This window comes from Chryseobacterium sp. G0201, from assembly GCF_003815655.1.
GTDB lineage: Bacteria > Bacteroidota > Bacteroidia > Flavobacteriales > Weeksellaceae > Chryseobacterium.
Window position 1 is genome coordinate 4,144,707 of sequence record NZ_CP033917.1, and the last position, 26,313, is coordinate 4,171,019.

Below are 26,313 nucleotides of genomic sequence, written 5' to 3' on the forward strand. Positions count from 1 at the left end.
TTGAGGTTTATATTTTAAAGAATAGATATCAAATCTATTAAAATTATTTTGCTGGTTTTTTAGGACTCATCATCATAATCATTCTCTTTCCTTCAAGTTTAGGTAGCTGGTCTACTTTTCCAACGTGCTCTAGTTCCTGAGCTAGTTTTAAAAGTAAAATCTCTCCCTGATCTTTAAAGATAATCGAACGTCCTTTAAAAAATACGTAGGTTTTCAATTTTGAACCTTCTTCCAAGAACTTTTCAGCATGTTTTCTTTTAAACTCATAATCATGGTCATCAGTCTGAGGTCCGAAACGGATCTCTTTTACTACCACTTTTACTTGCTTAGCCTTAAGTTCTTTTTGTTTTTTCTTTTGCTCATATAAGAATTTTTTGTATTCTAATATTCTTGCAATAAACGGTTCTGCCTTATCGGAAATCACCACAAGATCCAATTCTTGCTCTGCAGCAAATTGTCTTGCTTTATCAATTGGATAAATTCCCGGCTCTACGTTATCGCCCACCAAACGAAGCTCTCTCACACGAATTTTATCGTTGATCAAGTGTAAGTCCTCTTGTACAGGACGTCTTTGTGGGCCCCTGTTGTTAAATCTTTGTGCTATTGTATTAAATTTTATTGGTTAACTTTCTATTTAGCAATAATTATATTGCCGCTTCTTTTTTAAAATAATTGACGAAATCTTCCATTTTCATCACTCCAAGATCTCCTTCTCCACGTCTTCTCACAGAAATCGTGCCATCTCTCTCTTCATTTTCTCCTATAACCAGCATGAATGGGATCTTGTTTAACTCTGCATCACGGATTTTTTTACCCGCTTTCTCATTTCTGTTATCAATCTGACCGCTAATATCGTGATTTTCTAAAAATTGTGAAACTTTTTTCGCATAATCTGCATATTTTTCACTGATTGGTAGAATTATGAACTGCTCAGGGCTTAACCATAATGGGAAATCTCCGGCAGTATTTTCTAATAAAATTGCGATAAAACGTTCCATAGAACCAAATGGTGCTCTGTGGATCATTACCGGTCTATGTTTTTCGTTATCGTTTCCGATATAATGAAGATCAAATCTTTCCGGTAAGTTATAATCTACCTGAATAGTTCCTAGTTGCCATTTTCTCCCTAAAGCATCTTTCACCATGAAGTCCAATTTAGGACCATAGAATGCCGCTTCACCATACTCAACAACGGTTTTCAACCCTTTCTTTTGAGCAGCATTGATGATTGCATTTTCAGCTTTCTCCCAATTTTCATCAGAACCGATATATTTTTCTTTGTTATCAGGATCTCTTAACGAAACCTGAGTCACAAAATCTTCAAATCCTAAAGATTTAAACACATAAAGTGTCAAATCAATTACTTTTTCAAATTCTTCCGAAAGCTGGTCCGGAGTACAGAAAAGGTGAGCATCATCCTGAGTAAATCCACGAACTCTGGTTAATCCGTGAAGCTCTCCACTTTGCTCATATCTGTAAACAGTTCCGAATTCTGCATATCTTTTAGGAAGATCTCTGTAGCTCCATTGTGAAGTTTTATAAATTTCACAGTGGTGAGGGCAGTTCATCGGCTTCAGCATAAATTCTTCTCCTTCATTCGGAGTTTTGATCGGCTGAAAGCTGTCTGCACCATATTTATCCCAGTGACCAGAAGTTACATACAATTCTTTTGAACCGATATGTGGAGACATTACGAATTCGTAACCTCCTTTTTTCTGAGCATCAGAAAGGAAATTTTCTAATTTTCTTCTTAAAGCAGTTCCTTTTGGCAACCAAAGCGGTAAACCGGCACCTACTTTTTCAGAGAAAGCGAAAATTCCAAGTTCTTTACCTAGCTTTCTGTGATCTCTTCTTTTAGCTTCTTCTAATCTTTCAAGATATTCAGTCAGTTCTTTCTGTTTAGGGAAAGAAATACCGTAAACTCTTGTTAATTGAGGATTTTTTTCATTTCCTCTCCAGTAAGCTCCTGCTGCATTTAAGATCTTCATTGCTTTCACAATTCCTGTGTTAGGAATGTGTCCTCCACGACATAAATCTGTGAAGTTATCGTGTGTTACAAAAGTGATTTCTCCATCATTAAGATTAGAGATCAACTCAACTTTGTAAGGATTGTCTGCATACGTTTTTAATGCTTCTTCTTTAGAAACAGGGTATAATGAGAATGTTGAAGCTTTTTTAGCATTTTCCAACACTTTCTTTTCAATCTTCTCAAAATCTTTTTCAGATAAATTTTCGTCTCCGAAATCTACATCATAATAAAATCCACTTTCGATCGCAGGACCGATTGTAAGTTTAGCATTAGGATAAAATTCCATGATCGCCTGCGCCAAAAGGTGGGCAGAAGAATGCCAGAAAGCTTTCTTTCCAAGATCATCATTCCAGGTTAACAATTGCACCGTAGAATCCGTGGTTATAGGTGTGGTGATCTCTACTTGTTTGTTATTAACAATTGCGGAAATGGTGTTTCTAGCCAATCCCTCGCTTATAGATTTTGCCACATCTAAAGGAGTCACTGCTCCTTCAAATTCTTTGACGCTATTGTCTGGAAGTGTAATTTTTATCATTGTTTACTAAGAAATTTTAAGTTGCAAAAATACGCATTTTTTATTTAAAAAGCTATATTAACGTATATTTGAAGCAATATTTAATGCGAAAAGTAAATAAAACTTTTTTTAATTTTCTATAAATAATTTATACTCTCATTATGAATGACTTAAATATCGACTTACACTGCGACTTATTATATTATTTATTAAATTCAGATTCAAAAAATGATGATAAAGAATTAAGATGTTCACTACCAAACCTAAAAGAAGGCAATATAAAGCTTCAAGTGATGGCAATTTATGCTGCAACAGCACAGAATAGTACAGCAGAAGGAATAAAACAAAGTGAGATTTTCTCTAAATTATTGAAAAACGAAGACTTTTTTCTTTTTGACACTGAAAATTACAAAAATATTGAAAATAAAGATCGGGTAGGAGTTCTCGCTTCGATTGAAAATGCATCTTCATTTTGTGAAGAAGACAGTAATTTGGATGTTGGATTTAAAAATCTTGAAACCATCATAAAAAATACTCAAAAAGTATTATACATAGGCATTACCCATCATTCTGAAAACCGTTTCGGAGGCGGAAATAATTCTGAAGCAGGTCTAAAAGCAGACGGAAAAATTTTAATCGATTATCTGGCAGACAAGAAAATCGCGATCGATCTGGCTCATACAAGCGATCAATTGGCGTATGATATTCTTAATTATACCGATCAGATAAATTATAATATATCAATTCTTGCGAGTCATTCTAATTACAGAAGTGTCTATCAAAATAACAGAAATCTTCCTGATGAATTGGTCAAAGAAGTTATTAAAAGAGAAGGTTTGATAGGACTTAATTTCATCAAAGATTATATTGATCACCACCATCCGGACAGATTTTACGAGCACATTCAATATGGGCTGGATCTTGGAGCAGAAAATTGTATTGCTTACGGCGCAGATTTTTTCTTTGATAAAGATCATCCCGACCAATCCCGTTATCCTTTCTTCTTTGATGAATTTAAAGATGCAACAAAATATAATTCCATCAACAAAAGAATAGCAGAAGATTTTTCAACTGAAATAATGGAAAAAATAAGTCATAAAAACGCTTTGAGTTTTATTGAAAAACTATGGGAATAGCTTTTAAAATGGTGGTTTATGATTTTAAACCGCCATTTTTAGCCTAACCTTTTATATCTTACCCTCCTTTTTATAATTTCTATCACATCTATTTGCTGAACTTTAGATTGCACCCAACCATGAATATCAATATATAATAATGATCTTCTGTAATATTCATTTGTAGAAAATGCATCCAGTTTTTTATTAAATGATTCAAAAGCTTCCTGTCTTTTATTCAAAACCAAATCATTAAGATTTTTAAAAAACGCAATGCTTTCAAAATGAAATTCTTCCGGTTTTTTCATTTTAAGCGCAAATTTTAAGGTAGCTTTTATAAATTCGTCATAATCTTCATCATTTCCTGATTCGTATTTTGACATTAAAATAAGAATTCTGGTATGGAACAACAAATCCTCCTGAACACTTCCTTTAGATTCGATAATCTTCATAGAGTACAACATGGATTCCTCATATTTCTTGCTTCCAAAAAACATGGCAGCCATTTTTAAATAAAGGATCATAAAATGGTGTTCATCAATTTTATCGCGAAGCTTATCCATCTTCAGCTCTATTTCCGGAATAAGTTTAGTTCCCGTGAAAAATTCACCTTTTATAAAGTGAATATTCATCAATGTGTTGTAATGCGTAAGAAAAATAAGAGACTGCAGGTTTTCGTTTTGTACAAAAATTTGTGACTGAACCATTTTGTTAAAGTGCTCAAACTGTTTCTCCAACACATCAATATTACCATAAAGGAAAAGGATTTTAAGAAGATATGTGTTTCCTTTAATATACCAAACGGGATGACTTGCGATCATTTCAGGATTTTGATGAAATAATTCAACCCATTGATAGGCATATTTTAAAGTATATTTATAATTCTGCAACAACTGGTTCTTCCAAACATGAGCCTTATAATACCATAATTTTTCGGTGAAATTAAGTTTAAAAGGTTTTATATTTTTGATCTGTGAATTAAATATTTCTAAGATTTCTTCTCGATCTTTATCATTTTTTACATAGCCATGAGTAAGCATTTCACTGTATAATTTCAATGAAAGATTAGAAAGTTGCGTTGTATATTGGTTTTGCTTGCTTACCGCATTAGATTGCCTGATCAACTCTTCCGCTCTTCCTGCAATACTTCGTGTAATAAATTGTGATTCAATTACTTTTTCAAGGTCGATAATTTCTGAAGCGATACTTTTTTCATCTAATTCCAGAGCTGTTTGCTTGGTTTTGTCTAATATTTTTAAAGCCTGTTTGTAAAGTCCTTTCTGATAAAGAATATTGGCAAAATCTAATTGTTCACGAAGCTGAATTCTAAAATTTTGGTGACTGGGATTCAGGCGCAGACTTACCAAAAGCTGTTTGTAGAGATGAGCCTTAAGATTAGAAAGTTGCTGTTTCGTAGAAATCTTTTTTCCTATGATAATGCTTTCATCATATTCATTCATTTTGTCCAATTCTGAAAAGAGTAACAGAAATTTTGCATCGATATTAATTCCCAGGCGATTAACATAGAGCTTAAATTGTCGTTTTTCGGAAGTTGTTAATGATTTAATAAGTACAAATAAAAAATCTTTTTGTAATTCTGCCATTGTAGATTTTAGTGATATAATTATTTGATTATTAATTTCTTGTGTTTAAATCTTCATTGTTTGAGTATTGTATTTTTTTGAAAAAATCAAAATCAAAGAACGATTCAATCTTTAGTTTTGAATCAAAATTAAGTAAAAAACTTCATTATGAATTCCGAAAAAATTGAAATTTTTGATACCACATTGCGTGATGGAGAGCAAGTCCCTGGCTGTAAATTAAATACAGAGCAAAAATTAGTTATTGCCGAAAAACTGGACGAGCTTGGAGTAGATGTTATTGAGGCTGGTTTCCCAATTTCAAGTCCCGGAGATTTTCACTCTGTTTCAGAAATTTCAAAATTAATAAAAAACGCAAAAGTTTGCGGATTGACAAGAGCCAACAAAAAAGATATTGAAACTGCGGCAGAAGCGCTGAAATATGCCAAAAGACCGAGAATTCATACAGGAATAGGAACGTCGGATTCTCATATTCAATATAAATTCAACTCAAATAGGGAAGATATTATAGAACGTGCCGTTAATGCTGTAAAATATGCGAAAACCTTTGTGGAAGATGTAGAATTTTACGCAGAAGATGCAGGAAGAACAGATAACGACTATTTAGCAAAAGTTTGTGAGGAAGTTATCAAAGCAGGTGCAACAGTACTTAACATCCCTGATACAACAGGTTATTGCCTTCCTGAAGAATATGGTGAGAAGATCAAATATTTAAAAGAAAATGTAAAAGGAATTGACAAAGCGATACTTTCCTGCCACTGCCACAATGATTTGGGATTAGCCACTGCTAACTCTATTTCAGGGGTAATCAATGGTGCCAGACAAATTGAATGTACGATTAACGGTTTAGGTGAAAGAGCAGGAAATACAGCGTTGGAGGAAGTGGTAATGGTCTTGAAACAACATTCACATTTAAAATTACATACTGATATCAACTCCAGAATGCTCAACTCAATGAGTATTCTGGTTTCTGATCTGATGGGAATGCCTGTACAGCCCAACAAAGCGATTGTTGGAAGTAATGCTTTTGCTCACAGCTCAGGAATTCATCAGGACGGGGTCATTAAAAACCGGGAAACTTACGAAATTATTGACCCAGCAGAAGTGGGTGTAAATGCGTCATCAATTATTTTAACAGCCAGAAGTGGACGTTCTGCTTTAGCGTACAGATTCAAACATATTGGTTTTGATGTTACTAGAAACGAGCTTGACTTTTTATATGAGGAGTTTTTGAAAATTGCCGACATGAAAAAAGAAGTTAAAAACGATGATTTAAATGCAATTATCGAAAAAGTTACCAGAAAAATAGGATAGACCTCTCATTTCAAATTAATAGACCTTTAAATGAACAATTATAAAACACTTTTTGATAAAGTCTGGGACGCTCACGTTGTGGAAACGATCCCAAACGGCCCTCAAATTATATACATAGATAAACACTTGATCCATGAGGTGACAAGTCCACAGGCTTTTGCTGAATTGGAAGCTCGAAATCTGGAAGTATTCCGTCCAAAACAGATTGTTGCGACCGCAGATCATAACGTTCCGACATTGGATCAGGATCAGCCGATCAGAGATGAATCTTCAAGAAATCAAGTAGAGCAACTTACGGAAAACTGTAAAAAAAATCATATTGAATTATATGGTTTAGGGCATCAATATCAGGGTATTGTTCACATTATAGCTCCCGAATTAGGAGTTACACAACCCGGAATGAGTATTGTTTGCGGAGACAGTCATACGTCAACACACGGAGCTTTCGGAGCAATCGCATTTGGAATTGGTACAAGCCAGGTGGCACAGGTTTTTGCGAGTCAGTGCTTATTATTGAATAAGCCTAAATCAATGAGGATTACCGTTAACGGTGAATTGAATAAAAATGTTCAGCCTAAAGACGTGATTTTATATATCATTTCAAAAGTTGGAACAGACAGCGGAACGGGTTATTTCTGCGAATATGCCGGAAATGTTTTTGAAGAAATGTCGATGGAAGGAAGAATGACGGTCTGCAATATGAGCATCGAAATGGGAGCCAGAGGCGGAATGATTGCTCCGGATGAGACTACTTTCGAGTATGTAAAAGGAAGAACTTTTGCCCCGAAAGACAAAGAATGGGAAGAAAAAGTAAAATATTGGAAGACGTTGAAAACTGATGATCAGGCTGTTTTCGACAAAGAATATTCATTTGATGCTTCAGAGATTCACCCAATGATCACTTACGGAACCAATCCAGGGATGGGAATTTCAATTAATGAAACGATTCCTGTTCCTCAAAATGAATCAGAAGTGAAAGCTCTGAAATATATGGGCTTAAAAGCAGGTCAGCTACTTTCTGATATTAAAGTAAATTACGTTTTCATTGGAAGTTGTACCAATGCACGAATTGAAGATTTCCGTTCTGCGGCTCAATACATTAAAGGAAAAAATAAATCAGAGCAGGTTCAGGCCTTAATTGTTCCGGGATCTCAACAGGTAGTAAAGCAGATTTATGAAGAAGGACTTGATAAAATTTTCAATGAGGCAGGCTTCCAGATCAGACAACCGGGATGTTCTGCGTGCCTCGCGATGAATGACGATAAAATTCCGGAAGGCGAGTACTGTGTTTCAACGTCAAACAGAAACTTTGAGGGCAGACAAGGACAAGGAGCGAGAACCATTTTAGCGAGTCCTTTAACTGCCGCAAAAGTTGCCATTGAAGGACGAATTTCAATTTTTGAAAATTTAAATTAAAAAACAAATAATGAGAGAGAATGCTGTTTTATAAATGTAGATTCATGATATTCTTAAAAACAGTTTTCATTTTCACTTACGATAAACCAATGCAAAAACTAGTTAGATTACAATCGCGTGCGGTGCCTATGCCGATGGAAAATATAGATACGGATCAGATCATTCCCGCAAGATTTTTAAAAAGTATCGATAAAAAGGGTTTTGGAGATAATCTTTTCAGAGACTGGAGATATGATGTTCATACGAATGAGCCAAATCCTGATTTTGTTTTAAATAATTCAAAATACAGCGGAGAAATTCTTGTTGCTGGCAATAACTTTGGATGTGGAAGCAGCCGTGAACATGCGGCATGGTCTTTGACGGATTATGGTTTCAAAGTAGTGCTTTCAAGTTTTTTTGCGGATATTTTTAAAGGAAATGCTCTGAACAACGGATTGCTTCCCATAAAAGTTTCAGAAGAATTTTTAAAAGAAATTTTAACTGAGATCACAAAAAATCCTGAAAGTGAAATTGCCGTTGATGTAGAAAAACAAACGATCACTTTTAAAAACAAAACAGAAATTTTTGAAATTGATTCTTATAAAAAAATATGCCTATTAAATGGCTATGACGATATTGATTTTTTAATCAGCAAAAAACAGGCGATACAGGAATTTGAACTAAAACACAAATATTATGAGCAGAAATTATTTTAAAATCGCGGTACTTCCCGGAGATGGAATTGGTCCGGAAGTAACCAATGAGAGTGTAAAAATATTGAATGCGATCGGCAGCTTATTCAATTACAGCTTCGATTTCAAATATGGAATGATTGGCGCTGATGCTATTTTTAAAACAGGAAATCCATTGCCTGACGATACTCTGGAACTTTGTAAAGATTCTGACGCTGTTCTTTTTGGAGCTATCGGTGATCCTTCGTTTGATAATAATCCTGATGCGAAAGTAAGACCGGAGCAAGGACTTCTAAAACTTCGTAAAGAGTTAGGTCTTTTTGCCAATATCAGACCTTTGAAAACATATTCTTCACTCATCTCAAAAAGTCCATTGAAACAGGAAATTATTGAAGGAACGGATATCCAGATCTACAGAGAATTGATAAGCGGAATTTATTTTGGTGAAAAATTTACTGAAGAAAATGGAGCTTATGCCTATGATGTCTGCAGGTACAACAGGGAAGATATTACTCAGATTGCTCACTTAGCTTTTAAGGATGCACAAAAAAGAAGAAAAAAAGTAACCCTTATCGATAAGGCGAATGTCTTGGACACTTCCAGATTATGGAGAAAAGTGTGTAAAGAAATTTCTGAAGAATATCCCGATGTTACATTAGATTTTATGTTTGTAGATAATGCGGCAATGCAGTTGATTCTTGATCCGAAACAGTTTGATGTTATTTTAACGGAGAATATGTTTGGAGATATTATTTCTGATGAAGCAAGTGTTATTGGAGGTTCAATAGGATTGCTGCCATCAGCTTCCATTGGAAATTCGAATGCTTTATTTGAGCCGATCCATGGTTCTTATCCGCAGGCTAAAGGAAAAGGAATTGCAAATCCTATTGCTTCTATCTTGAGCGCTGCTATGATGTTGGATCATTTAAAATTAGAAGATGCAGCTCATAAATTAAGAGAATCTGTAGAGCATGCAATTGAAAGCAAATATGTTACTGCCGATCTTAATTCTAAACAATCCTATTCTACGAGTGAAGTAGGAGATTTTATTGTTGATTATATTAAATATTCTGAAAAAACATATTACAATTTTGAGAATATTAAAATCGGAAAGTCTACTATCGTGTAGAATACTATACGTTTGATATTATTTTTTTTTTAACAAAAGTCTGCCTCTTTCGAAGCAGACTTTTAATTTTATTGATCTGTATTATCCGTTTTTCCTGTTTTGTTTTTAGAAGCTTTTTGAATGTCTTCTTTATCAATATCAGGCGGATTTGTTTTTTTCGAAGAAACAGGAATATCAGGAAAATCCTGATTTTGCTTTTTTGATTCTGAAGAATTGGCAGATTCTTTCTTTTTGTTATCGTTTTTTGAATTATCCATAGCTTTTCATTTTTAAAGTCCTAAAATACCTAGCTGACCTGTTTTGTCTTCTATAGTATAATTCAAAGCCTTTGCCAAAACGAAAATATTATTAAGATTTTCCATTAATTGTTGACGTCCTTCGTTTCTTAGCTTGTTTTGATCAATAGATTTCATCGCAGCATCTTTTGCCTTTTGAGTTACATTTTTAATGTCTTTCTCAGAAATTCTATTGAAAAAAGAGTCGTCAAGAGACTGTATTTCAACACTTGGCGTGATTCTTATATCTGCATTAGGTAATTCTGTAATAATCAGTTTTTTATTAATAGAATCAACCTCCATTTTCATTTTGTTCAGATCATAAGAAACTTGCGCATTCGTCTTTGTATAAGTTATAATGCTGTTGCTCGAAACTTCACTACCAAATACCTCATAACCCATTTTGGTTTTTTGCATTGAAGAAACATCTTGCTCCAATACAACCATTTTATTCATTTTAGAAATCTGGTTTGTCAGAATGTAATAATCTGATTTTTCCGTTTTTCCTGTAAGATTTAAACAAGATTTAAGACCAAAGAACAGAAGCAACATGATGGAAACTCCGGCTAAAAATGGTAATATTATTCTATTATTTCTCAATATCTATTTTTTAAATATTTCTTTTATTACAGATTTGTCGTCTTTTTTCAAGATATCAACCAAGTCTCTTTCAATATAACCGGTTGTAGGCATTTCTATAATCCTTCCAACTTCCTTGCCGTATTTTTGAACAATAATGGTAGGAACTTTCTGAATATTATAAAGCCCTTCTTCTCCTGAAGGCGATTCTTTTTTACGGTTTACGGCAATAATAGTTAATTTGCTTTCAGGATATTTCACTTCTTCCAAAATTTTCATTAATCTTGGAAAGTCTCTATGGCTGTCTTCGCACCAGGTTCCCATGAAAACAGTGATACTGTAAGAATTTATTTTATCTTTTTTAAGTTCACTGATCGCTTTTTGATCAATTGCATATTCGTCATGCTCTTTCACATACCATTCTGCGTAAGGGGCTTTTGTAAATTGCTCTTTTGTTTGAGTTCCCAGAAGCATTTTGCCATCTTTCGTAGTTTCAACTTCACGATTCACCACTACTTTTTGTGCGCTGAACTGTTGAGTTGCCAAAACCAAACATGAAATGGTAACAACATTTGTGATTATTTTTTTCATATTATTTTTCGATAATTGTTTTTAAATCGGCAGGAGAGTAGTATTTGTTTTTCAATACTTTATGGTCTGCCTGTCTGTAAACATTGAATTTTTCTCCAGATTTTTCATAGAAAGACTCAACTTCTTTTGCTTTATAAAACTCAACCGTTTCCTGTGCCTGTTCTTCATTATCGCAAGCTTTAGACATATTAGAACGCTGAACTTCGTTGAATAGCTCTACAAATTTGCTGCCAAGTCCAAATTCTAATACCGCACCACTCAAAACATATTGTAAATCGCAAAGTGCATCTGCAATTTCTACAATATCATTATCTGCGATCGCTTGTTTCAATTCATTTAATTCTTCCTGTAAAAGCTCAACTCTAAGGTTGCATCTTTCCGGGGAAGGAATTTGTGGTGTATCTAAAATAGGTGCTTTGAAAGTTGTGTGGAATTCTGCTACTTGGTTCAGGCTGTCAATTTTATCCATGAAATTTTTAAATTTAGAGCAAAGATAAAATTTTTAGAAGTTAGAAGCTAGAAATTAGAGATTAGTTTTTCACGTTTTGTTATTGAATGAATGTAGAATTTATTTTTTAGCTTTAAAATTAAAGTTGAGATGCTTCTGACATGAAATAGAGAGTTAAAAACATTGAAAAATTAAGTTTTGGCTAAAGCTGAATGAAGATTTTCTTTGTTGTAAACGGGCTAAAGCCCATTCCTATTGATGCTGACAATTGTGATATTGAAATTTAACACACATAATTCATAATTCATAATTCATAATTCATAATTCATAATCAAAATTACTCATTACCCATAAAAAAAGACTGCCCAAATGAACAGCCTTTTATCTCAAAGTTTAATTTGATGAAGGTTATTTAGTTTTTGATGAATCTTTTTGAGATCTCACCGATCTGGATCATGTAAGCACCTTTCACAAGACTGCTCACATTTACAGATCCTCTTTGAAGTTTTCCTGAGTTAATTAGTTTTCCACCCATATCGAAGATTTTGTAATCTTCTGAAGCTGTATTTGAAACATTTAAAATATCTCTTACAGGATTTGGATATAATTTAATGTCTGTCATTAAATCTTTAGTATCTAATAGATCTCCTCTTCCTGAAGAAACAATATTTAGCGTATAATCTTCAACCTGTCCGTAAGTATATGAACCACAAGATGATGTTGGAACGGAATTATACTGCATCATTACTCTCATTCTGGTGGTTCCCACCGTTGCAGTTGCCGGAATTGTAATACTTCCGGTTACTGGAGTTGTTGTGGAACCTGTTTTAGACCAAGCTAATTCTCCGCTGTCTGTGAAGTCACCATCACCGTTGTAATCGATATAAACTGCATAAGCTTCGCTGTAAACCGTTGATGTCCAAACCGGAGTTACAGAAACAGTGTAAGCACTTCCTCTTGTTACATTGGTAGAAACAGCCGTGAAGTTTTCGTAACCTGCAGTTCCTGTAGAAGTATTGTTGATTGTTCCGAATTTTACATTACCGATTCTCTCGTCAGCTGTATTTGTTGAAGTTGCTGAACAGTAGCTCACAGAACTTCCTGCTAACGTTGTAACGCTCACGGAATTACTTGCAACTGAAATATTTCCAGCTGCATCTTTTGCTTTAACTGAGAAACTATAAGTTGTTGATGGCGTTAAACTTGTCGCTGTATAACTAGTTGAAGCCGTAGAACCTATCAATGAAACTCCCTGATACACATCATAACCTGTAACACCAACCGCATCTGTTGCACCTGACCAAGAAAGATTTGTACTTGTAGAAGTAGTTCCTGAAGCTGCTAAAGTAGGAGCCGTAGGAGCGATTACATCACCACTTCCCGAACCCGCATTTACTGTAATATTTGCATTATTTATGTCAAAGAAAATATGATTTGAACCTTTTACCATAATTCTTCCAGTTGTTGTTGCAGCATTTGGAATAACTACAGCCTGAGTTCCGTCGTTTGGAGTTCCTGCCAATAGAGTAGTCCATGTTGTTCCTGAGTTGGTAGACCAAAGAATATCTACGTTTGCAGCGTTCACACCGTTGGCGGTAGTTCCTGCAACGTTCCATGTTACGGTTTGAGAAGTTCCTCCTGTATACGTTGTTGCTGAGTTTTGAGAACTTACACTGAATGGTCCGGCCGTTCCGTTAACTGTCATAACAGCATCATCAGAATTATTTCCTGAACCTCCGGCTCTGTTGTCACGAACTGTAAATCTGAAGTTATAACTTCTTGCTACATTAGATAAAGCCTCCACAGTGATTTCCGAACCTGCGGTTGTTGTTGCTCCTGTTAAAACTGAAGCCATTCTTGGGAAATATCTTACAGGTGAAGTGGTTGGAGTCCAAGATCTGAAAGTAGGACCTGTTGCTTTTGTAGCACTTGCCGCAGAACTTGCTCCTGTTTGGGAAGAAGAAGCATTATCCATTTGCTCCCAAACATAAGTTAATGAATCTCCGTTGGCATCAGTTCCAGTTCCTGTCAGCATAAACGGAGTTCCTTTTGGAATTGTATAATCTAAACCTGCGTTAGCTGTTGGGATTGAATTTCCTGTTGAAGTACTTACAGGACAGGTTTTAGCTTTAATATTATTAGTGATCTGCTGAATGCTCACTGCATGGAAAAATGCATCTGAATGAGGTTGAATATCCTGAGCGGTAATTCCCGCATACCCCATAATGGTTGATCCAGAGCCCGGTTCCATATTCACGCCAGTTCCTTCATTAGCATGAGAAAAAGTGTGATTTCCTCCGAATTGATGACCCATTTCGTGAGCTACATAATCGATATCGAAATTATCTCCTGACGGTATTGCATCTGCCGGAGAAGTATAACCGCTGCCTTTTGAACCGTTTGTACAAACACAACCGATGCAACCTGCATTTCCGCCACCTCCGGAAGCTCCGAATAAGTGACCGATGTCGTAATTTGCTTCACCAATTACAGAAGTTAAAGTTGACTGAAGCTGAGAATTCCAGCTGCTCATTCCTGAAGCAGCAGAGTAGGGATCTGTAGAAGCGTTGGTGTAAATTACCGCATCATTATTAGCGATAAGAACCATTCTTGCTGCAAAATCTTTTTCAAAAACTCCGTTTACACGAGTCATTGTGTTGTTCATTGCGGCTAAGGCGTTTGCTTTTGTCCCGCCGAAATAAGCTGTGTATTCTCCTGTGCTTGAAAGTGCTAATCTGAATGTTCTTAATTTAGCATCATCAGCGTTGGGTCTTGCTGCAAGATTACTTGTATTGATAACACCTTTTTGAGCAACGTCAATTACCGTACATTCAAATTTATTAAGATCATCTTTCTTATCTGATTTTTTGTAAACAACATAAGTAGAAAGATCTTTTGTGTAAGGCTCAATGAAAACGGCAGATTTATCTCCATAAATTTCCATGGAAGATAATCCTAATTGAGAAATACTGAAATAAACTGTAGAATTTGGATCATCAAGACCTTCGCCAACGTAAGATTTGATATCAGGATACTTTGCAGCTAATAGAGGATCAAAGTTTGAATTTTCTTTTACCTTAAAGTTTTCCATTTTCCCTTCTGAATTCGGGAAAGAAATAATGATCATGGATTTTTCACCAGCAGCCAGTCTTTTAGGAGCTTTGGCCAATACATTTTTTAAACCGTTAATATCAAGGCTGTAGACCTTAGGATTAGTAACGAAATTCTTGTTTTCGAAGACTTCTGAATTTGTTTTTTTTGAGCCTTCAGACCAAAGACGATCTGTCTGAGCGAAAGAAATGCCTGTGATAAGAAGCATTCCAATCATTGATAACTGTTTTTTCATATAAATATTATTTTGATTGTGGGATATCAAAGCTAATGAAAATTTTATAATGAAAAACTAATTTTTTTAAGAAAATTTATGATAATATGTTTAATTTATTATGTAATACATTGAATTAGACTTAAAATACATTATCTCAAAAAAAGAAAATAGCACACGCAAAACACGTGTGCTATTCAATTATTATAATATAATTCTAATTTTTACATTTTATCGTCAGCAGTTGGTCCATACAATCCCGGAACTTTATTTCCTGTAGATCTTAAATAAACTACTAGCTCACCTCTATGATGATACAAATGATTAAATAAAAACGAACGAATTACCTGAATTTTTGGCATAGGAGGTAAGATTGAATTTCCTTCCATTTCCATTTTCCATTCATTCATCATGGTACTTTCGTCCCAATTTTCAATAGCCTGCTGAGCTTTGAGTACATTTTCTTCGAACTTGGCTACAATATTTTCTGTCATAGAAATATCACCTTTGTCGTATTGATATGTTCCCATATCAAAAACATCCTGATTGAAAGTTACTTCGTACCAATTATAAACTTCAGCAATATGAGAAGCCAATTCAGCTGTTGTCCAGTTAATTTCAGATGGTTTAAAATCTAAAGCACTGTCCGGAATCGCTTTTAAAATTTTTCTGGTGTTTTCTGCTTCATGCAAAAATTCACCCAGAAGGGCATTTTTAATCATTTGTATGTTTTTTTAAATAAAATTATTTAGTGATATCTCTACCAATAACCAATCTCTGGATTTCAGAAGTACCTTCCCCAATGGTACATAATTTAGAGTCTCTATAATACTTCTCAGCAGGGAAATCTTTAGTATAACCGTAACCTCCGAATATCTGAACAGCATTATTCGCAATTCTTACACAAGCTTCAGAAGCATATAGTTTTGCCATAGCACCTTCTCTTGTCATTTTTTGCTTAGCATTTTTCAATGTTGAAGCTCTTTGGATCAATAATTCTGATGCATCGATCTCTGTAGCCATATCTGCCAACATGAAGTTGATTGCCTGAAATTCTGAAATAGATTTTCCGAACTGGTGTCTTTCTTTAGCATATTTTAAAGCAGCTTTGTAAGCTCCTCTTGCAGTTCCTAAACTTAATGCAGCGATAGAAATTCTACCTCCGTCAAGAATTTTCATGGCTTGTTTGAAACCTTCACCAACTTCTCCCAAACGGTGAGAATCCGGAACTCTAACGTTGTCGAAAATTAATTCTGCAGTCTCAGAAGCACGCATTCCCAGTTTATTTTCTTTTTTACCAGAAGAAAAACCAGTCATTCCTTTTTCTAAAACGAAAGCTGTAGAGTTATTTTTTGCTCCAATCTCTCCGGTTCTTGTCATTACAACAGCGATATCACCAGAAATAGCGTGAGTAATAAAGTTTTTAGCACCGCTGATAATCCAGTCATCACCGTCTTTTACTGCCGTTGTAGACATACCTCCAGAATCCGACCCTGTATTATGTTCTGTTAATCCCCAAGCTCCGATTACTTTACCTGAAGCTAACTGAGGAAGCCACTTGTGTCTCTGTTCTTCATTTCCAAACTCATAAATATGGTTTGTACAAAGAGAATTGTGTGCTGCTACAGAAAGCCCGATAGAAGGATCTACCTGAGAGATCTCATCCAGAATAGTAACATATTCATGATAACCAAGACCAGAACCTCCATACTGCTCAGGAATAACAATACCCATGAAACCCATTTCTCCTAATTGGTGAAATAAATCTTTTGGAAAAGTTTGACTTTCATCCCATTCCATTATATTCGGTCTGATGTTTTTTTCAGCAAATTCTCTCGCCGTTTCAGCTATCATTTTAATGTTGTCAATTGTTTCTGTATTCATATAGATAAAATAGTTAGTGCTCAAAGATACTTAAATTGTTGGTATACGAAAAAAAATTATTACGGCCACAGTATTTCGTTCACAAAGTTTTAATTATCAATTTTTTATATTTTGTTAATTAATGATTTTTTAATAAAAATTTCAGAACTTCAATATGTTTAATTTACTATTTTTATCCTCCAATTTTAAAGCATGAAAAAACTTCTACTTCCTATAATTTTATTTTCATCTTATATTTTTGCTCAGGCTCCGGCAGGATATTATGATGGAACACCGGGACTTACAGGGTACACTCTGAAGTCGAAACTTCACGATATCATATCCACCAAAAATGTCAACTGGCATTATGGTGACCTTCCCAATTATTATAATCAAACGGATCTGGACAAATATTATGACCACGATGCAACCAATACTTCTATATTATTAGATATGTATTCTGAAATTCCGACGGGCGCAGATGCTTATGAGTATACTTCTGCAAACTTAATAAGTACTTCCGGAGCTGAAGGCTTGGGTTATAATAGGGAACATGCGGTTCCGCAAAGCACTTTTAACAGTGATTATCCTATGTATTCTGACTTGCATTTTGTAATTCCTACAGATGCCAGAATCAATCAGTTGCGAAACAATTATCCCTATGGAGTTGGGAATTCTACCGTTCATTACACTTTTACAAACTCTTCTAAAATTGCCAACAGCGCCATCCCTAATTATGTCTATACAAACAGGGTTTATGAGCCTGTTAATGAATTTAAAGGAGATATTGCAAGAATGCTGCTGTATTTTGCAGTAAGGTATGAAAGTAAATTACCTTCATTTAATTACTCAACAAATATTAATCCGGCAATAGACCGCTCAGCTTTAGACGGAACCGCAGAACGCGCTTTTGATCCGGCTTATATTTCAATGCTGCTTCAATGGAATACTCAAGATCCTGTATCTCAAAGAGAAATAGACAGAAATAACGCCATCTTTACTATTCAGAATAACAGAAATCCTTTTATTGATAATCCCACCTGGGCAAATTCAATTTGGGTGCAGACTCCTGACACTGTTGTACCGCAAGCTCCTTTAAACTTAAATTCGACTCAATCCGGAGTCTACTACACCAATTTAACATGGTCGCCAAGTACAAGTGCCGATGTTATCGGATATAATATTTATCAGAACGGAGTTTTCTTAACAACCACAAAATCCACATCAATAGTTATCGATCATTTGACTCCTGCTACTTCATATTCATTTACGGTACGGGCTTATGATACAGGTTATCTGCAATCTTCTGACAGTAATATCGCTACAGTATCTACTTTATCTACAGATGCAAATTCGAAGGATCTTTTTATCGTTAAATACATTGAAGGAACTGATAGCAACAAAGCCCTGGAGATTGTAAACAAAACCGGGCATGAAGTAGATTTAAACAATTACAGTGTAAGAGTACAATATTACAACAACACCAGTAATTCTTATTATTTTGGAAATAGTTTTGAACTCGAAGGAAAAATACCCAACAACCAAAGTTTTGTTATTCTAAATCCAAAATCTACATTATCATGTTACACAAATAATGATGCAAGATTTCTCACTGCAGGTGATGCTCTAACTTTTGCAGGAACTCAATATGTTGAATTGGCTTATAAGTCAGCAACTGTTGATGCTATAGGAAGCAAATTTGTTAGTAATTCATATGGAGATATCTCTCTTTACAGAAAAAATACTGTTACACAGCCCAGTTCATCATTTAATATTGGCGAATGGGATTCATATACAGCCAATTATTGTCAAAATTTAGGAACACTTTCTGCTTCTGATGTGATTTTGGAGGAAAAAGACTTTAAGATTTATCCAAATCCGGCTAATGACAATATTTTTGTGAGCGGAAAAACTGAAGACGTGAAAACGGCTCAGATTTTAGATTTATCAGGGAAATTGATATATACAGAAAAAGCTCCATTTAAAAATAAGAAAAATATTTCTGTACAAAATCTGTCAACAGGAACCTATCTATTAAACCTTGATGGCAAAGGATATCAGTTTATTAAGAAGTAAGATTTTAGTTTATATAACATAGATACTTCGACTCCGCTCAGCATGACATCTCTAATATTAGTCGTTCTTTTTTAGCAGTTAATTTGTAGCAATGTCATGCTGAGCGGAGTCGAAGCATCTTTAATTAGAAAATTAATTACATAAAAACACCCTAAAACCAAGGGTTTACAACATCATCGATATAAGCAGATTCACTAATAATCATTATCTATAAGTGTTTCTGCTTATATTTTTTATTTATAAGTAATAATGCTTATATTTGCAAAATGATAGCGGTCCTTACGGGTGATATTATAAATTCGCAACACGCAGACACAGAAGTTTGGATTACCAAGCTAAAGAATCTTCTGGAAAATTGGGGAAGCTCTTCCCTTGTATGGGAAATCTACAGAGGAGACGAGTTTCAGTTTAAGTGCAACATTGATGATGCATTTTGGCGTTTTCTAGCCATAAAATCTCTTATAAAAAGTCAGGAAAATTTAGATGTAAGAATAGCCATTGGTATTGGTGAGGAGAATTTTTCGTCCGAAAAAATCACAGAATCCAACGGAACAGCTTATGTAAACTCCGGAAGATTATTGAATGATCTAAAAAGTGATGGCCACACCGTTGCCATCAAAACTTCCAATGACAATGTAGACAGAGATCTTAATATTTTGTTGAAATGGTCTTCCAAAGACTTCGATAACTGGACGATGGCGACTTCTGAAATCATTCACGAAATGATTATGAATACCGACATCACTCAGGAAGATCTGGCAAAAAAATTCGCGATCTCACAATCGTCTATAAGCCAGCGACTGAAACGCGCAAACTACGAACTTATCGTAGAAACCAATCAATATTTTAGAAAGAAAATCTCAGAACTGTAAAACATGATCTTTACTAAACTCATATTGGCACATTTACTTGGAGACTTTATTCTCCAGCCAAATTCATGGGTAGCTGATAAAGAGAGCAAAAAACTGAAGAGCAAATATTTGTATCTTCACGTTCTGATTCACACTGTTTTAAGTTTTGTTTTTCTTTGGGATCTACAACTTTGGTGGATAGCGGTTTTGGTGGGAGTTTCACATTTTATTATTGATGCCGCAAAGTTGACTTTTCAAACGATTAAGAATAAAAAGAATTGGTTTTTTATTGATCAAGCCCTTCATATTTTAGTAATTGCAGGAATATCTTTTTATTTTAATGAATTTAATTTTGAATTTTTAAAAGATCAAAACACTTTAAAAATATTGATGGCAGCTCTGTTTTTAACGACACCTGCTTCTATTTTTATTAAAATATTATTGTCTTCATGGACGCCCGTTCCGGAGACAGTAAGTAATATACAAACCGAATCTTTATCAAGTGCAGGAAAATATATCGGGATTTTAGAACGTTTATTGGTTTTCACTTTTATTATGGTGAATCACTGGGAAGGCGTAGGTTTTATGGTGGCTGCAAAATCTGTTTTCAGGTTCAGCGATCTTGCACAGGCCAAACAAAGGAAATTGACTGAATATGTATTGATAGGTACATTACTGAGCTTTGGAATGGCAGTTTTAACAGGAATTTTAATTAAGTAAAATAAATATAAATCTAACTAATAAGACATTTAGAAAATGGAAAAGAAAGAAATGTTGTACGAGGGTAAAGCAAAACAAGTATTTGCAACCGATAATCCGGATCAGGTAGTGGTACGTTTCAAAGACGATGCTACTGCATTCAACGCTCAAAAAAGAGGATCTGTTGATTTGAAGGGGGAAATGAACAATGCCATCACAACTTTGATTTTTGAATATTTAAATGAAAAAGGGATCAAAACTCATTTCATTAAGCAATTGGACGAAAGAGAGCAATTGGTAAAAAAAGTATCTATCATTCCTTTGGAAATGGTTGTAAGAAACTATTCTGCAGGAAGTATGGCTCAAAGATTAGGCGTTGAAGAAGGAATTAAATCTCCGGTTACAATCTTCGATATCTGCTACAAAAAAGACGAATTGGGAGATCCGCTTATCAACGATCATCACGCAGTTTTCTTAGGTGCAGCTACGTATGAAGAGCTTGATGAGATGTATAAATTAACTTCTGAGATCAACGAAATCTTGATCGATCTATTCGACAAAATGAATATTATTCTTGTTGACTTCAAAATCGAATTAGGTAAAACTTCAGACGGTGAGATCATCCTTGCAGACGAAATTTCTCCTGATACTTGCAGACTTTGGGATAAGGATACAATGAAAAAATTAGATAAAGACAGATTCAGAAGAGATCTTGGAGAAGTAACTGAAGCTTACGTTGAGATCTACAACAGATTGAAAACTTTACTAGGTAAGTAAAGTTTGAGAAGTTAGAAGTTAGATATTAGAGGTTAGTATGAAATCGCACCGGATAGAAGATCTTAAAGTTTGGAGTAAATCAATGGCTTTAGTAAAAGAAGTGTATTTGGTTACCGCAGAATTACCAAGTAAGAAAAATTTGGTTTACTGTCTCAAATTAGAAGATGTGCTGTTTCAATACCTTCAAATATTGCAGAAGGAGCAGGAAGAAATAATAAAAACGAATTTTATCAATTTCTTGGAATTGCGTTTGGATCAACTTATGAATTACAAACACAGTTACAATTATTAATAGATTTAAATTTTATTTCTGAAAATAAAATAGTTCCTTTAAAAGCACTTTTAGCTGAGATACAGAAAATGATTTATTCATTAAAGACAAGTTTAAAATTATAATTGAAGTTAACTTAGACTAATTTCTAACATCTAATATCTAACTTCTAATTTAGAAAAAATAGAAATGAAAAGTTTAGACATTCATAAAAGTGAATATTTAAAACAGTTTGAAACTCAAACTTACGGAAGAAATCTTTTCAGAACTCAGGAAGAAGAAAGACTTGATGCTCCGAACGAGGAGTGCGGTATCTTCGGAATGTATTCTGATAATGATCTCGATACGTTTTCTCTTTCACAGTTCGGGCTTTTTGCTTTACAGCACAGAGGCCAGGAAGCTTGTGGTATTTCCGTTCTTAAAGAAGGGAAAATCACCAATATGAAAGATGAAGGTTTGGTTTTGGATGTTTATAAAGAGATCCAGGATCCTGAAACTTTTATGGGAAATTCTGCAATCGGGCACACTCGTTACACGACGGCAGGAGACAAAAAGAAATATAATTTTCAGCCATTTTTCGCGAAAAATGAATATGATCAGATTATACTTTCTATCGCTCACAACGGTAACTTAACCAATGCGAGAGAATTAAAAACAGAATTGGAAGCTGAAGGCGTTGTTTTCAGAGCAACTTCGGATTCTGAGGTTATTTTAAGATTAATTCAAAAAAATCTTGATTTAGGACTTCGTGGTGCTATCAAAGCTACCATGGAAAAAATAGAAGGTGCGTATTCGGTTGTTGGAATGACGAGAAATAAATTCTTTGCATTCAGAGATTTCAACGGGATCAGACCTTTAGTTTTAGGTGCAGTAGACGAAAAAACATATGTTGTTGCTTCAGAATCTGTAGCTTTAGACGCGGTTGGCGCTCAATATGTACGTGATATTTTACCTGGAGAGATCATTTATACCAATGAAAACGAGCCTGGAAAATTAAACTCTTACATGGTGAATGAAGAGAGAGGAAAGCAGAGAATCTGTTCTTTTGAATACATTTATTTTGCAAGACCTGACTCTACTTTAGAGAACATCAACGTTTACGAAATCAGAGAAAAATCTGGTGAAAAGATCTGGGAACAGGCTCCTGTAGAAGCTGATATCGTAATTGGAGTTCCTGATTCTGGAGTTCCGGCAGCGATTGGTTTTTCAAAAGCTTCGGGAATACCTTTCCGTCCGGTTTTAATTAAAAACAGATATATCGGAAGAAGTTTCATCGTACCTACTCAGGAAATGAGAGAAAGGGTAGTGAACCTTAAATTGAACCCTATTATTTCTGAAATTAAAGGTAAAAGAGTAGTGATTATCGATGATTCAATCGTCCGTGGAACAACTTCTAAGAGATTGGTTAAGATTTTAAAAGAAGCTGGTGTTAAGGAAATTCACTTCAGAAGTGTTTCTCCGCCAATTATTGCACCTTGTTATTTAGGAATTGATACCCCTTCAAAAGACGATTTGATCTCTGCCAATATGACGACGGAGGAACTTAGAGTTTATTTAGGAGTTGATTCTTTAGAGTTTTTAAGTACAGATAACCTGAAAGAAATCTTAGGATCTTCCAACCACTGCTTCGGATGTTTTACAGAAGAATATCCTGTAGCGAAAGGAGAAGAAATAGAATTATTTAATTAATTTTAAATAGTAAATAAAAAGCGAAAAGGCCAGACTTAATAATAAAGTCTGGCCTTTTTCTATTGATATATTAAAATTTGTTCTAGAATTTGTAGTTTAATCCTAATTGGAAAACTCTGTTCGTTAAAGCATCCATTCCTTTAGAAGGATTGGCATCAATGTTTGTCAAGCTGTTTACATATCTTGCATTGATTCCGAAGTTATGAGTGAAATCATACCCTAAACCAAGACCTAAACCAACATTAAATTTCTTGATATCGTCTTTTTCAATATCTTCAGATACTGATGAGCTTGTAGTAGTTGTAACACCGGCAGTGGTAGATTCAGTTCTTTTTTCACCTTTGTTTTTACCATTAATAAAATAGCTGAATTCCGGACCTGCTTCAATATAGAATTTTTCCGTAGGTCTCATCTGAAGCATTAATGGTACTGAAACATAATTCAATGTTGCTGAATAGTCTTCTTTTGTTTTTACAGTAGTTGCCCCTGTAGTAACTTCATTAGAATAAACTACACTTTTTGAACCTAATTGATTATATAATACTTCCGGCTGAATTGCAAATTTTTTAGATAATGGAATATTTACAAGTACACCCGCATGGAATCCTAATTTTTGATTATTCAAACTCACATCCTGATTGTTGAAAGAAGCTGCGTTACCACCTGCTTTAATACCAAATCTGATTGGTTCTTTATCATTATTCACAGTAGTTACTGTAGGAGTAGTTTTTGTTTCTTGAGCAAATGCTAGTGAACCAGCGACTACTGCTAGTCCTAGAAATAACTTTTTCATAATTGTTTATTTTTAATTTTACTTTTTCGTTGTTTATCAGATTTTTCAATCAGATGTGGAGTAATTTGCAAATTGCTTGCCAAAAATGAAAATTTACACGTTTAACCATGCATTAATAGACAGTAGAAAGGATTCTTTAAATTAAAAATAAACTAAATTTTAACAAATAAAATTTAAATTTCGTAATCAGAAATGAATTTTATATTAATTTTTACATCAATTTAGTTAAGTTTGTGATATTAAAATTTATTTCATTTAATCATGATTTTTTTTTATTAAGATTGAAAAATGATGATTAGTATTAAATAATCAAAGCATATTTGTATTTACTAATCATTTAAAATTATAAAAACAGCTTAGTGTTATAAGAGAAAATTAATACTGTAAATCCGGTCATCATAGTTAACGAAGCAAAAAAGAGCCAGAATTAAAAATCCTGACTCCTATTAAAATCTAATCTATTGCTTGGAACTTTTATTTAAATTTATACATTAACCCAACTTGAAATACATTATTGTAATTGGAATCTGTATTATTACCTAAGGATTTAGTAAGTTCAGTGACACCAGCTACATATCTGGCACTTACCCCAAAATTAGGCGTAAAATAATATCCTGCACCGATACCAAGACCAACATTAAAACCATTATAATTTTTCTTATTAATTTTTTCAGAATAACTATTATTTACTGTATTTGTATTACTTCCGGATGTAGTAGTTACTGATAAATCACCCTTGTTTTTTCCTCCTAGTAAAAAACCAAATTCAGGACCTGCTTCTACGTATAAGTTAGGGAGTAAATTGTACTGAACCATTACCGGTACACTTAAATAATTTAATGAAGTAGTATACGTTTCTTTTATTTTGGTTGTAGAATTATCTATAGTGTATTCATTACTATTTTTTGATTTAGCACCTAAACCGCTATATAATATTTCAGGCTGAATGCTGAATTTGCTTGAAAGTGGAATATTAGCAAATGCACCTGCATTAAAACCTATTTTAGATTTTATATCAACTTCAGATGTTGTAGAAATTGAAGATACATTCATCCCAGCTTTTACACCAAATGTAACTGGAGATTTTGAAGCTGTCTTTTGAGCGAATGCAACTGTACTTACTGTAATTGCTAATCCTAAAATTAATTTTTTCATAAATTGTTTTTACTTTCTTAAATTTTAATTTCAAACCTCATTTAAAGTTAGATTATCTGTCATTTTCAAATCGCATGCCAAACAAAAGCGTAATCAACTGAAATGCAACTAATTATGGAAAACATTTTTAGTAAAAAAGCATGAAATAATTCAAATGAAGCGTCAATTGAGTCTTATTAATTAATTTTATAATGTCTTTTTAAATTTATCGTTCATTTTGTATTAAATTAAATTTTGCAAAAAAAATCTAAAACTCATAAAAGCAAAAAAAGACGATCTAAAAATAAACCACTTCCTTTATTGAAAAAAAAATCGTTTATTTAAACTTATAATCTGATCTCAAGCAATTGCTAATTATTCCTCATTTTACTCTTATACATGAAAAGGTCAGACTTAATGATTAAGCCTGACCTTTTCTTATTGAAATCTAATTTATTAACTTTTATTGAACTTATCCTATTCTATTAAAACTTATATGCTAAACCTACTTGGAAAACATTATTTTTAATTGCATCAGTTCCACTAACTTTATTTTTAGCAATATCTGTAAGACCAGCTACATATCTTGCTGTAACTCCTATGTTAGGTGTAAAATAATATCCCGCTCCAATTCCTAGACCTAAGTTAAAACCACTTAACTGATCTTTATAGTTCCCGGATTGTGCAATTACCTCATTACTGCTTTCATTTTTTGCTTTATTTTTAGCACTTACTAAGAACCCAAACTCAGGGCCAGCTTCTAAATAAAGATTCGGAAGAGCAGTATATTGCACCATTACCGGTATTGCTATATAATCCAAATGTCTTCCAAAAGAAAGCGTCTTCCCAAGAACTTTCTGATCATACTTGTCTCCATATTGAGAATACAAAAGTTCAGGCTGAATACTGAATGAAGCAGCCACAGGAATATTGGCAAATGCACCTGCATTAAAACCTATTTTTGATCCCTGATTTTCCAATCCTCCATCTTTTGAAATTGAAGATATATTCATCCCAGCTTTTAAACCAAATGTAACTGGAGATTTTGAAGCTGTCTTTTGAGCGAATGCAATTGTACTTACTGTAATTGCTAATCCTAAAATTAATTTTTTCATAAATTGTTTTTATTTTTTTAAATTTTAATTTCAAACTT

General features: G+C 34.0%; 23 protein-coding genes and 1 pseudogene. 11 read left to right on the forward strand and 13 right to left on the reverse strand.

The window, feature by feature from the left end; all coding sequences use genetic code 11:
- Nucleotides 1-43: 43 nt before the first annotated feature.
- Nucleotides 44-544 carry a translation initiation factor IF-3 gene (infC, locus tag EG348_RS18510; protein WP_175549546.1) on the reverse strand — a complete coding sequence of 167 codons (501 nt, stop codon included), beginning with the start codon at nt 542-544 and terminating at the stop codon, nt 44-46.
- Between the two features lie 100 nt (nt 545-644).
- On the reverse strand, nt 645-2,564 hold the full coding sequence (thrS, locus tag EG348_RS18515) for a threonine--tRNA ligase (protein WP_123984438.1): 1,920 nt from the start codon (nt 2,562-2,564) through the stop codon (nt 645-647).
- A 140-nt stretch (nt 2,565-2,704) separates the two neighbouring features.
- Between thrS and EG348_RS18520 the strand changes: the two genes are divergently transcribed.
- Nucleotides 2,705-3,679, forward strand: coding sequence for a dipeptidase (locus EG348_RS18520; RefSeq protein ID WP_123984439.1), 975 nt, complete (start codon nt 2,705-2,707; stop codon nt 3,677-3,679).
- A 38-nt stretch (nt 3,680-3,717) separates the two neighbouring features.
- Here EG348_RS18520 and EG348_RS18525 read toward each other — a convergent pair whose 3' ends face one another.
- Complete coding sequence (locus tag EG348_RS18525; RefSeq protein WP_123984440.1) at nt 3,718-5,262, reverse strand: hypothetical protein; 1,545 nt, start codon at nt 5,260-5,262, stop codon at nt 3,718-3,720.
- A 147-nt stretch (nt 5,263-5,409) separates the two neighbouring features.
- On the opposite strand from EG348_RS18525, the gene EG348_RS18530 reads away from it, so the two are divergent.
- The 4 genes from EG348_RS18530 to leuB all read left to right on the forward strand — a co-directional run bounded on the left by EG348_RS18530 (nt 5,410) and on the right by leuB (nt 9,789).
- Nucleotides 5,410-6,573, forward strand: a complete 1,164-nt coding sequence (locus EG348_RS18530) for a 2-isopropylmalate synthase (protein ID WP_123984441.1) — start codon at nt 5,410-5,412, stop codon at nt 6,571-6,573.
- A gap of 30 nt (nt 6,574-6,603) precedes the next feature.
- Nucleotides 6,604-7,989, forward strand: coding sequence for a 3-isopropylmalate dehydratase large subunit (gene leuC, locus EG348_RS18535; RefSeq protein WP_123984442.1), 1,386 nt, complete (start codon nt 6,604-6,606; stop codon nt 7,987-7,989).
- A gap of 89 nt (nt 7,990-8,078) precedes the next feature.
- Nucleotides 8,079-8,684, forward strand: coding sequence for a 3-isopropylmalate dehydratase small subunit (leuD, locus tag EG348_RS18540; RefSeq protein WP_123984443.1), 606 nt, complete (start codon nt 8,079-8,081; stop codon nt 8,682-8,684).
- Entirely contained in the window at nt 8,665-9,789 is a 1,125-nt protein-coding gene (gene leuB / locus EG348_RS18545; protein WP_123984444.1) for a 3-isopropylmalate dehydrogenase, read from the forward strand. The genes leuD and leuB overlap by 20 nt, the downstream gene beginning before the upstream one ends.
- Before the next feature lie 68 nt (nt 9,790-9,857).
- Here leuB and EG348_RS18550 read toward each other — a convergent pair whose 3' ends face one another.
- The 7 genes from EG348_RS18550 to EG348_RS18580 all read right to left on the reverse strand — a co-directional run bounded on the left by EG348_RS18550 (nt 9,858) and on the right by EG348_RS18580 (nt 16,891).
- The gene (locus tag EG348_RS18550; protein WP_123984445.1) at nt 9,858-10,046 is read right to left on the reverse strand and encodes a hypothetical protein; all 189 of its coding nucleotides are present in this window, start codon (nt 10,044-10,046) and stop codon (nt 9,858-9,860) included.
- 12 nt (nt 10,047-10,058) lie between these two features.
- Nucleotides 10,059-10,664, reverse strand: coding sequence for a DUF4230 domain-containing protein (locus EG348_RS18555; protein WP_123984446.1), 606 nt, complete (start codon nt 10,662-10,664; stop codon nt 10,059-10,061).
- 3 nt (nt 10,665-10,667) lie between these two features.
- Nucleotides 10,668-11,234 carry a TlpA family protein disulfide reductase gene (locus tag EG348_RS18560; protein ID WP_123984447.1) on the reverse strand — a complete coding sequence of 189 codons (567 nt, stop codon included), beginning with the start codon at nt 11,232-11,234 and terminating at the stop codon, nt 10,668-10,670.
- 1 nt (nt 11,235) lies between these two features.
- A complete protein-coding gene (locus EG348_RS18565) occupies nt 11,236-11,703 on the reverse strand; it encodes a nucleoside triphosphate pyrophosphohydrolase family protein (RefSeq protein WP_123984448.1) in 468 nt (155 codons plus the stop codon).
- 391 nt (nt 11,704-12,094) lie between these two features.
- Nucleotides 12,095-15,028: a reprolysin-like metallopeptidase gene (locus EG348_RS18570; protein WP_123984449.1), complete on the reverse strand. Its 2,934-nt coding sequence runs from the start codon at nt 15,026-15,028 to the stop codon at nt 12,095-12,097.
- Nucleotides 15,029-15,231: 203 nt separating this feature from the next.
- Complete coding sequence (locus tag EG348_RS18575) at nt 15,232-15,729, reverse strand: DinB family protein (protein ID WP_123984450.1); 498 nt, start codon at nt 15,727-15,729, stop codon at nt 15,232-15,234.
- Nucleotides 15,730-15,751: 22 nt separating this feature from the next.
- Nucleotides 15,752-16,891 (reverse strand): acyl-CoA dehydrogenase family protein, encoded by a 1,140-nt coding sequence (locus EG348_RS18580; RefSeq protein WP_123984451.1) that lies wholly within the window; start codon nt 16,889-16,891, stop codon nt 15,752-15,754.
- A 192-nt stretch (nt 16,892-17,083) separates the two neighbouring features.
- On the opposite strand from EG348_RS18580, the gene EG348_RS18585 reads away from it, so the two are divergent.
- The 6 genes and pseudogenes from EG348_RS18585 (at nt 17,084) to purF (ending at nt 23,233) form a co-directional block, all read left to right on the forward strand.
- Nucleotides 17,084-18,946 (forward strand): endonuclease, encoded by a 1,863-nt coding sequence (locus EG348_RS18585; protein ID WP_123984452.1) that lies wholly within the window; start codon nt 17,084-17,086, stop codon nt 18,944-18,946.
- Nucleotides 18,947-19,212: 266 nt separating this feature from the next.
- On the forward strand, nt 19,213-19,818 hold the full coding sequence (locus EG348_RS18590; RefSeq protein ID WP_123984453.1) for a SatD family protein: 606 nt from the start codon (nt 19,213-19,215) through the stop codon (nt 19,816-19,818).
- Between the two features lie 3 nt (nt 19,819-19,821).
- On the forward strand, nt 19,822-20,517 hold the full coding sequence (locus EG348_RS18595; RefSeq protein ID WP_123984454.1) for a DUF3307 domain-containing protein: 696 nt from the start codon (nt 19,822-19,824) through the stop codon (nt 20,515-20,517).
- A 36-nt stretch (nt 20,518-20,553) separates the two neighbouring features.
- On the forward strand, nt 20,554-21,273 hold the full coding sequence (gene purC / locus EG348_RS18600) for a phosphoribosylaminoimidazolesuccinocarboxamide synthase (protein ID WP_123984455.1): 720 nt from the start codon (nt 20,554-20,556) through the stop codon (nt 21,271-21,273).
- A 37-nt stretch (nt 21,274-21,310) separates the two neighbouring features.
- Nucleotides 21,311-21,669 (forward strand): annotated as a pseudogene (locus EG348_RS18605) (four helix bundle protein).
- Between the two features lie 64 nt (nt 21,670-21,733).
- On the forward strand, nt 21,734-23,233 hold the full coding sequence (gene purF / locus EG348_RS18610) for an amidophosphoribosyltransferase (RefSeq protein ID WP_123984456.1): 1,500 nt from the start codon (nt 21,734-21,736) through the stop codon (nt 23,231-23,233).
- 82 nt (nt 23,234-23,315) lie between these two features.
- On the opposite strand, the gene EG348_RS18615 is transcribed toward purF, so the two are convergent.
- From EG348_RS18615 to EG348_RS18625, 3 genes are all read right to left on the reverse strand, one after another.
- Nucleotides 23,316-24,026: a porin family protein gene (locus EG348_RS18615; RefSeq protein ID WP_123984457.1), complete on the reverse strand. Its 711-nt coding sequence runs from the start codon at nt 24,024-24,026 to the stop codon at nt 23,316-23,318.
- A gap of 474 nt (nt 24,027-24,500) precedes the next feature.
- Nucleotides 24,501-25,181, reverse strand: a complete 681-nt coding sequence (locus tag EG348_RS18620) for a porin family protein (protein WP_123984458.1) — start codon at nt 25,179-25,181, stop codon at nt 24,501-24,503.
- 464 nt (nt 25,182-25,645) lie between these two features.
- Nucleotides 25,646-26,275, reverse strand: coding sequence for a porin family protein (locus EG348_RS18625; RefSeq protein WP_123984459.1), 630 nt, complete (start codon nt 26,273-26,275; stop codon nt 25,646-25,648).
- Nucleotides 26,276-26,313: the final 38 nt, after the last annotated feature.

What these genes read in the sequence shown, in the direction of transcription:
- leuD (WP_123984443.1), top strand. Translation starts at nt 8,079, where the DNA reads ATGCAAAAACTAGTTAGATTACAATCGCGTGCGGTGCCTATGCCGATG.
- EG348_RS18625 (WP_123984459.1), bottom strand. Translation starts at nt 26,275, where the DNA reads ATGAAAAAATTAATTTTAGGATTAGCAATTACAGTAAGTACAATTGCA.
- purC (WP_123984455.1), top strand. Translation starts at nt 20,554, where the DNA reads ATGGAAAAGAAAGAAATGTTGTACGAGGGTAAAGCAAAACAAGTATTT.
- thrS (WP_123984438.1), bottom strand. Translation starts at nt 2,564, where the DNA reads ATGATAAAAATTACACTTCCAGACAATAGCGTCAAAGAATTTGAAGGA.
- EG348_RS18580 (WP_123984451.1), bottom strand. Translation starts at nt 16,891, where the DNA reads ATGAATACAGAAACAATTGACAACATTAAAATGATAGCTGAAACGGCG.
- EG348_RS18585 (WP_123984452.1), top strand. Translation starts at nt 17,084, where the DNA reads ATGAAAAAACTTCTACTTCCTATAATTTTATTTTCATCTTATATTTTT.
- leuC (WP_123984442.1), top strand. Translation starts at nt 6,604, where the DNA reads ATGAACAATTATAAAACACTTTTTGATAAAGTCTGGGACGCTCACGTT.
- EG348_RS18570 (WP_123984449.1), bottom strand. Translation starts at nt 15,028, where the DNA reads ATGAAAAAACAGTTATCAATGATTGGAATGCTTCTTATCACAGGCATT.
- EG348_RS18590 (WP_123984453.1), top strand. Translation starts at nt 19,213, where the DNA reads ATGATAGCGGTCCTTACGGGTGATATTATAAATTCGCAACACGCAGAC.
- EG348_RS18525 (WP_123984440.1), bottom strand. Translation starts at nt 5,262, where the DNA reads ATGGCAGAATTACAAAAAGATTTTTTATTTGTACTTATTAAATCATTA.
- EG348_RS18530 (WP_123984441.1), top strand. Translation starts at nt 5,410, where the DNA reads ATGAATTCCGAAAAAATTGAAATTTTTGATACCACATTGCGTGATGGA.
- EG348_RS18550 (WP_123984445.1), bottom strand. Translation starts at nt 10,046, where the DNA reads ATGGATAATTCAAAAAACGATAACAAAAAGAAAGAATCTGCCAATTCT.
- EG348_RS18565 (WP_123984448.1), bottom strand. Translation starts at nt 11,703, where the DNA reads ATGGATAAAATTGACAGCCTGAACCAAGTAGCAGAATTCCACACAACT.
- EG348_RS18560 (WP_123984447.1), bottom strand. Translation starts at nt 11,234, where the DNA reads ATGAAAAAAATAATCACAAATGTTGTTACCATTTCATGTTTGGTTTTG.
- EG348_RS18615 (WP_123984457.1), bottom strand. Translation starts at nt 24,026, where the DNA reads ATGAAAAAGTTATTTCTAGGACTAGCAGTAGTCGCTGGTTCACTAGCA.
- EG348_RS18575 (WP_123984450.1), bottom strand. Translation starts at nt 15,729, where the DNA reads ATGATTAAAAATGCCCTTCTGGGTGAATTTTTGCATGAAGCAGAAAAC.
- purF (WP_123984456.1), top strand. Translation starts at nt 21,734, where the DNA reads ATGAAAAGTTTAGACATTCATAAAAGTGAATATTTAAAACAGTTTGAA.
- EG348_RS18520 (WP_123984439.1), top strand. Translation starts at nt 2,705, where the DNA reads ATGAATGACTTAAATATCGACTTACACTGCGACTTATTATATTATTTA.
- EG348_RS18595 (WP_123984454.1), top strand. Translation starts at nt 19,822, where the DNA reads ATGATCTTTACTAAACTCATATTGGCACATTTACTTGGAGACTTTATT.
- EG348_RS18620 (WP_123984458.1), bottom strand. Translation starts at nt 25,181, where the DNA reads ATGAAAAAATTAATTTTAGGATTAGCAATTACAGTAAGTACAGTTGCA.
- leuB (WP_123984444.1), top strand. Translation starts at nt 8,665, where the DNA reads ATGAGCAGAAATTATTTTAAAATCGCGGTACTTCCCGGAGATGGAATT.